Source organism: Halorientalis persicus (assembly GCF_900110215.1).
Taxonomy (GTDB): domain Archaea; phylum Halobacteriota; class Halobacteria; order Halobacteriales; family Haloarculaceae; genus Halorientalis; species Halorientalis persica.
The window spans coordinates 1-1346 of record NZ_FOCX01000110.1 but is presented as its reverse complement, the minus strand read 5'-3'; the positions used below and the strand labels follow the sequence as shown (position 1 = coordinate 1346).

Genomic DNA, 1346 nt, shown 5'->3' with positions numbered 1-1346 from the left:
TCATCGTCACTGTTGCCGGCCAGTCCGTGCTCCGCCTTCACGTCGTCGCTCGTTCGCGTGTTCCCCTCCTGAATGTCGACTTCGCTCGCGAGCATCGCCTTCAGATCCGCCCGATTGAAATCGGGATGCTTGATCGCATCGCGAAGGACGTCACGAATGAACTCGCTCCGGCTATTGTACCCCTCTTCTTTCCAGGTACCGTCGACATCGTTGAGGAACGTCTCCGTCATCCGGATATTGACTGTGGTCTTCTCAGGGGATTCAGCTTCTGCCATATCTCTGTGTTGAATTTGTGTGGTGATAACCGTTACGGACAGCACACCACACCAGCAGTGGACCGAGGTGACTTCTAGAATATATCTCAGCTGCTCAGTGTGGATGCAAACCACTCAGCGGCAGAAAGTATTCATCAGCCCAGAATTACAATCCAATACTCTGAGATGAAGTGGACCTCACAAAGATCGAGTGCCGTTATTTTCGGAGTGGGCGTAGTTCTCATCGCAATTTCTGTAGCCTTCCCAGACGTAGTGATCTGGGATATTTTCGCGGTCGGTATCGGTGGGGTCTACGCGACGACAGCTGCCATGTTCACCCTTTACGAACTGTTTGGGGCGAGGGATGATATTCCGTTCACCTACGCACTGTTGGTGGCGCTGATGGCGGTAGCTATCGGGTACAGTCTCGAAGCAATTCAGTGGGCGTCCTCGTTTTACGGAGATTCGATCGTCGATTTCATATCTGTACTCTGGGCACCCTATGGAGTCACTTCGTTTGTCGTCGCGTTTCTCTCACCATACACGATCGCCGAGAGTAGCATGCAACGGAAGAAGGTCAACGTAATCGTTGGACTGGTGTTTGTCCTGATGATCAACATCAATTTGTACACGAGTGATTCATTTATTCCCGGCCTTTCCCTGATCTACGTCCTGTCTCAGATCGTCGTCGGTCTGATGGTGGGTCTTCCCATGTATCTCTATACTTGGTCTCTCAGAAGCGAATAGCCGGTCCCCTGTACTGACCGACTCTCAGCCAGGAACCAGACGCGGTCTCTAACCGCTCAGTGTACGTGCCTATGTATCTCCAAGTCTCATAGTTAGCAGAAAACATATCTTTTGAGAAGGGACAGGTAAATTCATGAAACGCCGTGCCCTCCTCTCATCGCTTAGCGTCGTTGTGGCAGCAAGTTTGACGGGTTGTTCCACAACCGGTAACGAGGAGCCGCCCGCAGGCAGTCTCCGCTTGGCGAATCACCACGACTTACCCCATAGCATCGGACTCACTGTTACTGGCATCGGGTCAGAACCGACGGACTCGACCAACGGAGATGGTCCACTGGTTACCGGAAA

Annotated in this window: 2 protein-coding genes; one reads left to right on the top strand and one right to left on the bottom strand. The window is 52.3% G+C overall.

Annotated features, from left to right (window positions below; translation table 11 throughout):
* A partial coding sequence (locus BMX17_RS24870; RefSeq protein WP_092665332.1) for a ribbon-helix-helix domain-containing protein occupies positions 1-275 on the bottom strand: 275 nt, incomplete at its 3' end.
* 165 nt (positions 276-440) lie between these two features.
* Between BMX17_RS24870 and BMX17_RS24865 the strand changes: the two genes are divergently transcribed.
* Positions 441-1001: a hypothetical protein gene (locus BMX17_RS24865; protein WP_092665329.1), complete on the top strand. Its 561-nt coding sequence runs from the start codon at positions 441-443 to the stop codon at positions 999-1001.
* The last annotated feature ends 345 nt before the right edge of the window (positions 1002-1346 follow it).